Raw genomic sequence first — 5,457 nt, forward strand, 5'->3', positions numbered from 1 at the left:
CTCCCGCCCCCCAGGTCGCACAGGGGAGCGCTGTCGACAGCACCCGGTGACCTCCAGGCCACCTGGACGTCCCCTGCGGTACACCCGCCCCTGGTGTCCTTCCTGCGTCCGCGCACCCCGCCCGGACCTCCAGGAAGGAAGCAGCCCATGGGTTCTCGTCCGTACCGACGCCGTCTCGCTTGGGGCGCCGCCGCACTGCTCGTCGCCGGGATCGCGGTGCCCGCCGCGGCCTCGGCGGCCGAGCACCACGGCTCGTCGGACGTCTCGAGCCACACCCCGAAGAAGGCCAAGAACGTCATCCTGCTCATCGGTGACGGCATGGGCGACTCGGAGATCACCCTCGCCCGCGACTACACCGTGGGCGCGGCCGGCCGGCTCAACATGGACAAGTTCCCCATGACGGGCGCCTACACGACGTACGCCGTCGACAAGAACGGCAAGCCCGACTACGTCACCGACTCGGCCGCCAGCGGCACCGGCTGGGCGACCGGCCGCAAGACGGTCAACGGCCGGATATCCAAGACCCCCGGCACCGACAAGCCGATGACCACCATCCTGGAGCTGGCCCAGCGGGGTGGCCTGGCCACCGGCAGCGTCACCACCGCCGAGCTGACCGACGCCACCCCGGCCGTGCTCGCCTCGCACGCCACCGACCGCAGCTGCCAGGGCCCGGCCGACATGAAGGCCTGCCCGAACGACACCGTCGCCAAGGGCGGCCCGGGCTCCATCGCCGAGCAGAGCGTCAACCACAAGGTCGACGTCCTCCTCGGCGGCGGCAGGAACCGCTTCGACCAGAAGATCACCGAGGGCCGCTACCAGGGCATGACCGTCACCCAGCAGGCCGAGAAGCTGGGGTACCAGATCGTGACCGACGCCAAGGGCCTGTCCACGGCGAAGTCCGGCAAGCCCGTCCTCGGCCTCTTCGCCCCGGGCAACGTCCCCGTCGAGTGGACCGGCAGGAACGCCGCCGTCGGCGGCACCGCCGCCCAGCGCTGTGTGACGAACAACCCCGAGCGCAAGGCCGGCACCCCGGACCTGGAGAGCCAGACCCGCAAGGCGCTGGAGCTGCTGAACACCGGCAAGGGCAAGAAGAACGGCTTCTTCCTCCAGGTCGAGGGCGCCTCCATCGACAAGCGCGACCACGCCGCCGACCCCTGCGGCCAGATCGGCGAGACCGCCGCCTTCGACCGCGCCGTCAAGGCCGCCCGCGAGTACGCCGCCCAGCACCCGGACACCCTGGTCGTCACCACCGCCGACCACGGCCACAGCAGCCAGATCGTGCCGCTGGAGGCCAACCCGCCCGGCCTGTCCTCGACCCTGATCACCAACGAGGGCCAGCAGCTGAAGGTGAACTACTCCACCAACACGCCGGGCCAGTCCCAGGAGCACACCGGCACCGAGGTCCGGATCGCCGCCCAGGGCCCGCAGTCCCACCGCGTCCTCGGCGTCACCGACCAGACCGAGCTGTTCACCACGATCCGCACGGCGCTCTCGCTGCGCTGACGCACCGTCCGGTGACCGTTCCATACGGTCAGGGCCCGGCCGCCCCGGCAGCCGGGCCCTGTGCGTTTCTCACCAGTTACCCGCCGGAACATTGGCGGATCGCGTACCCCTCCACCGCCGCGCAGGGTCAACACTGGGAGCTCCTGATTTCCCCGCGCGCGCAGGAGGAACGCCGATGACCGGGTCCCGCGTACTGGCCCTCGGCCACTACCAGCCGGCCAGGGTGCTCACCAACGACGAGCTTGCCACCATGGTCGACACCAGCGACGAATGGATCCGCACCCGCGTCGGCATCCGCACCCGCCGGGTCGCCGAGCCCACCGAGACGGTCGCCGACATGGCCGGCCAGGCGGCCGCCAAGGCCCTGGCCAACAGCGGCCTGGCCCCCGGCGACATCGACCTTGTGCTGGTGGCCACCTGCACCGCCGTCGACCGCAGCCCCAACACGGCCGCCCGGGTCGCGGCCGCGCTGGGCCTGGCCTCCCCCGCCGTCATGGACATCAACGTCGTCTGCGCCGGCTTCACCCACGCCCTCGCCACCGCCGACCACGCCATCCGCGCCGGGTCGGCGACGAACGCGCTGGTCGTCGGCGTGGAGAAGTTCACGGACGTCGCCGACTGGACCGACCGCACCACCTGTGTCCTGGTCGGCGACGGCGCCGGCGCGGCCGTGGTCACGGCCTCGCCCGAGCCGGAGATCGGCCCGGTCGTCTGGGGCTCGGTGCCGGAGATGGGCCACGCCGTACGGATCGAGGGCACGCCGTCGCGCTTCGCGCAGGAGGGCCAGAGCGTCTACCGCTGGGCCACGACACAGCTGCCGCCGATCGCCCGCACGGTCTGCGAGCGGGCCGGGGTCGCCCCGGAGGAGCTGGCGGCCGTCGTCCTCCACCAGGCCAACCTGCGCATCATCGAGCCGGTGGCCCGGAAGCTGGGCGCGGTCAACGCGATCGTCGCCAGCGACGTCACCGAGTCCGGCAACACGTCGGCGGCGAGCATTCCGCTGGCGCTGTCGAAGCTCGTGGCCTCCGGCCGGGTGGCGCCGGGCGCGCCGATCCTGCTGTTCGGCTTCGGCGGCAACCTGTCGTACGCGGGGCAGGTCGTCCGCTGCCCGTAGGGGTAACCGGGGGGATGGCCCCGGTCCCGCCCCTTCACCGTTTCCGGGGGCACGCCCCCGACCCCCGGAGTCCGGCCCGGCATCGGGTCAGGGCTGCTCACGCAGATAGAGCGCCCCGCAGGAGTGGCACATCGGCACGTCCGGGTTGCCCCAGTCGTCCGTCGACCGCACGGCGGCGGCGCCCTCCAGCTCCCGTCCGCACATCGCGGTCGTGCCGTCCTGCCGGACCACATGCCAGACCTTGATCTCGGCCCGGGGGTCGGCGGCGGCCCGGCCGTCGATGTACTCGGCGCGCAGCTCATGCTCCATGGCACCACCATGCGCCGGGGGAAGGCGCCCCGCGACTCAGAAGGCCCGGGGCACCCGGCCTCAGAAAACAGACCACCCGGTAAGCGTCGTGAAGTGGTCCAGCGCCGCGACACCGGCCACGGAGTTCCCCCGGGCGTCCAGCCCCGGACTCCAGACACACAGCGTGCAGCGTCCCGGTATCACCGCGACGATGCCGCCGCCCACGCCGCTCTTGCCCGGCAGGCCCACCCGGTAGGCGAAGTCGCCGGCCGCGTCGTACGTGCCGCACGTCAGCATCACGGCGTTGACCTGCTTGGCCTCGCGGCGCGGCAGCAGCCGCGTCCCGTCGGCCCGCAGCCCGTGCCGGGCCAGGAAGCCGCTCGCCAGCGCCAGGTCCCGGCAGCTCATCTCGATGGAGCACTGCCAGAAGTAGTGCTCCAGCACCGTCGGCACGGGATTGTCCAGATTGCCGTAGCTGGCCATGAAATGGGCCAGAGCCGCATTGCGGTCGCCGTGCTCGGACTCGGACTTGGCCACCGCCGCGTCGAAGGAGACGTCCGGGTTACCGCTCTCCGCCCGCAGGAACTCCAGCATCGTCGTGCTGGCGTCCCCGGTCAGCGTCTGGAGCCGGTCGGTGACGACCAGCGCGCCGGCGTTGATAAACGGATTGCGCGGAATGCCGTGCTCGTACTCGAGCTGCACCAGCGAGTTGAAGGGGTTGCCGGAGGGCTCGGTGCCCACCCGCTCCCAGATCCGGTCGCCGCCCTCGGCCAGCACCAGCGCGAGACTGAACGCCTTGGAGATGGACTGCACCGAGAAGGGCCGTTCCCAGTCCCCCACGCCGTACACCCGGCCGTCGGCATCGGCGACGGCGATGCCGAACTGACCGGTGTCCACCTCCGCCAGAGCGGGAATGTAGTCGGCCACCTGCCCGCGACCGACCAGTGGCCGGGCGAACTCGGCGACCTCTTCGAGGACGGCCTGGTAATCCAATGGTGCTCTGCGCTTTCCTGGCGGTGTCACCGACGTCGTCGTCGGCGACCGCAAGAGTACAAAATGGACTGCGTGACCAGCGACAATCCCCCCGGCACGGCCGGTCCCGGCGCGCTGCGGCCGTGTCTGCCCTCCCCGCTCACGGAGCTCGCGGACGACCGCTTCACCGAGCGCGGCCTGCGGCTGCTGCTCAAACGGGACGACCTGATACACCCGGACCTGCCGGGCAACAAGTGGCGCAAGCTGGAGCCCAACCTGCGCGCGGCGGCCGAATCCGGCGCCCGGACACTGCTCACCTTCGGAGGGGCGTACTCCAACCACCTCCGGGCCACGGCCGCGGCCGGCCGCCTGCTGGGCTTCGGCACGATCGGCGTCGTCCGGGGCGACGAACTGGCCGGCCGGCCGCTCAACCCGTCCCTGGCCCGCTGCGCGGCGGACGGCATGCGGCTGCGCTTCGTCGACCGCGCGACATACCGCCGCAAGGCGGAGCCGGAGGTCCTGGCGTCCCTGGCCCCTCCGGACGCGTTCGTCATCCCCGAGGGCGGCAGCAACGCGGCGGCCGCCCGCGGCTGCGCCGAGCTCGGCCGCGAGCTGCGCGAGGTCGCGGACGTGGTGGGCGTGGCCTGCGGCACGGGCGGCACGCTCGCGGGGCTGGCGGCGGGCCTGTCCGCCGGCCAGCGGGCGATCGGCTTCCCGGTCCTGAAAGGAGGCTTCCTGGAGACGGAGATACTCCGCCTCCAGGACGAGGCCTTCGGCGGCCGCCACGGCACCTGGACCCTGGACGACCGCTTCCACGGCGGGGGCTACGCGAAGAGCACTCCCGAGCTGGAGGAGTTCACAGCGGACTTCGCAGCCCGGCACGGCATCGCCCTGGAACGGGTGTACGTGGCGAAGATGCTGTACGGCCTGACGACGCTCGCCCAGGAGGGCGCGTTCGCACCCGGCACGCGGGTGGTGGCCGTCATCACGGGGGCGCCGTGACCCGGGACGACGGCCTCAGCCCTCCTCCCCCTCCCGGTACGCCGCCGCCTCCTCCAGGTCCAGCCGCCGCAGCAGCGTCCGCAGCATCTCGTCGTCGATGCGGCGCGCGTCCCGCAGCGCCACGAAGACCTCCCGCTCCGCGCCGATCACCTCGCGCGCCAGCCGCCGGTAGGTGTCGTCCACCGACTCCCCCGTCCGCTCGTCGACCGCCCCCAGCCGCTCCCACACCGCGTTGCGCCGCCGCTCCAGGACGGCGCGCAACCGGTCGGCCAGCGGCTGCGGCAGCGCGTTGCGCTCATCCGCGAGGAGCTCCTCCAGCCGCCGCTCCGCCGCCGTCGACGCCTCGCTCTGCGCCTGCGCCTCCACCAGCGTCTCCGCCCCCACGTCCCGCGCGGGCAGCCGCAGCCGCCGGATGAGCGGCGGCAGGGTGAGCCCCTGCACCACCAGCGTCCCGATCACCGTCGTGAACGTAAGAAAGAGGATCAGGCTCCGGGCCGGGAACGGCGAGCCGTCATCCGTGGCGACGGGGATGGAGAAGGCGATGGCCAGCGAGACCACACCCCGCATCCCGGCCCACC

Annotated in this window: 5 protein-coding genes and 1 pseudogene; 3 read left to right on the forward strand and 3 right to left on the reverse strand. The window is 72.5% G+C overall.

All coding sequences use genetic code 11. From position 1 onward, the window contains the following. Positions 1-147: 147 nt before the first annotated feature. Positions 148-1,503, forward strand: coding sequence for an alkaline phosphatase (locus K6I33_RS31200; protein ID WP_229357908.1), 1,356 nt, complete (start codon positions 148-150; stop codon positions 1,501-1,503). A gap of 175 nt (positions 1,504-1,678) precedes the next feature. After that, positions 1,679-2,617 (forward strand): beta-ketoacyl-ACP synthase III, encoded by a 939-nt coding sequence (locus K6I33_RS31205; RefSeq protein ID WP_229357909.1) that lies wholly within the window; start codon positions 1,679-1,681, stop codon positions 2,615-2,617. An 87-nt stretch (positions 2,618-2,704) separates the two neighbouring features. Here K6I33_RS31205 and K6I33_RS31210 read toward each other — a convergent pair whose 3' ends face one another. Both K6I33_RS31210 and K6I33_RS31215 read right to left on the reverse strand, forming a co-directional pair. Next, entirely contained in the window at positions 2,705-2,926 is a 222-nt protein-coding gene (locus K6I33_RS31210) for a hypothetical protein (protein ID WP_229357910.1), read from the reverse strand. Between the two features lie 60 nt (positions 2,927-2,986). Then, positions 2,987-3,898, reverse strand: a complete 912-nt coding sequence (locus K6I33_RS31215; protein ID WP_229357911.1) for a glutaminase — start codon at positions 3,896-3,898, stop codon at positions 2,987-2,989. Between the two features lie 63 nt (positions 3,899-3,961). On the opposite strand from K6I33_RS31215, the gene K6I33_RS31220 reads away from it, so the two are divergent. Then, positions 3,962-4,879 carry a 1-aminocyclopropane-1-carboxylate deaminase/D-cysteine desulfhydrase gene (locus tag K6I33_RS31220; protein WP_374286269.1) on the forward strand — a complete coding sequence of 306 codons (918 nt, stop codon included), beginning with the start codon at positions 3,962-3,964 and terminating at the stop codon, positions 4,877-4,879. A gap of 15 nt (positions 4,880-4,894) precedes the next feature. Here K6I33_RS31220 and K6I33_RS31225 read toward each other — a convergent pair. Next, a pseudogene (locus K6I33_RS31225) lies at positions 4,895-5,457 on the reverse strand (Na+/H+ antiporter); the annotation flags it as partial.

This window comes from Streptomyces sp. UNOB3_S3, from assembly GCF_020740895.1.
Taxonomy (GTDB): domain Bacteria; phylum Actinomycetota; class Actinomycetes; order Streptomycetales; family Streptomycetaceae; genus Streptomyces.

Bases quoted from the DNA above. Each gene is read 5' to 3' on its own strand.
- K6I33_RS31210 (WP_229357910.1), bottom strand. From the start codon at position 2,926: ATGGAGCATGAGCTGCGCGCCGAGTACATCGACGGCCGGGCCGCCGCC.
- K6I33_RS31200 (WP_229357908.1), top strand. From the start codon at position 148: ATGGGTTCTCGTCCGTACCGACGCCGTCTCGCTTGGGGCGCCGCCGCA.
- K6I33_RS31220 (WP_374286269.1), top strand. From the start codon at position 3,962: ATGGACTGCGTGACCAGCGACAATCCCCCCGGCACGGCCGGTCCCGGC.
- K6I33_RS31205 (WP_229357909.1), top strand. From the start codon at position 1,679: ATGACCGGGTCCCGCGTACTGGCCCTCGGCCACTACCAGCCGGCCAGG.